The organism is Mycolicibacterium rhodesiae (assembly GCF_002086695.1).
In the GTDB taxonomy this organism is placed as follows: domain Bacteria; phylum Actinomycetota; class Actinomycetes; order Mycobacteriales; family Mycobacteriaceae; genus Mycobacterium; species Mycobacterium rhodesiae.
In genome coordinates, this window is the sequence record NZ_MVIH01000051.1 from 1 (window position 1) to 261 (window position 261).

Sequence of the window (261 nt, forward strand, 5' to 3'; positions counted from 1 at the left end):
GGGATCGATTCGATCAAGCAGGTCGAGATTTTGGCGGCGTTGCAGGCGAAGTTCCCGGGTGCCCCGGAGATTCCGGCCTCGGAGCTGGCGAACCTGCGCACCCTGCAAGATGTCGTCGACACCGTTGCCGGCTTCGCCGCCCCTGCCCCCGTTGCCGCCGTCGTGGCCGCCGCCGCGCCTGCGATACCCGCCGGTGATGTTGTGCTGTCGATTGTTTCGGAGAAGACGGGTTATCCGGTGGACATGCTGGGGTTGGGCATG

1 protein-coding gene is annotated in these 261 nt (G+C 65.9%); it reads left to right on the forward strand.

Annotated features, from left to right (window positions below):
• Positions 1-261: acyl carrier protein (locus BST42_RS28895; protein ID WP_133057536.1), on the forward strand; the 261-nt coding region annotated here is incomplete at both ends.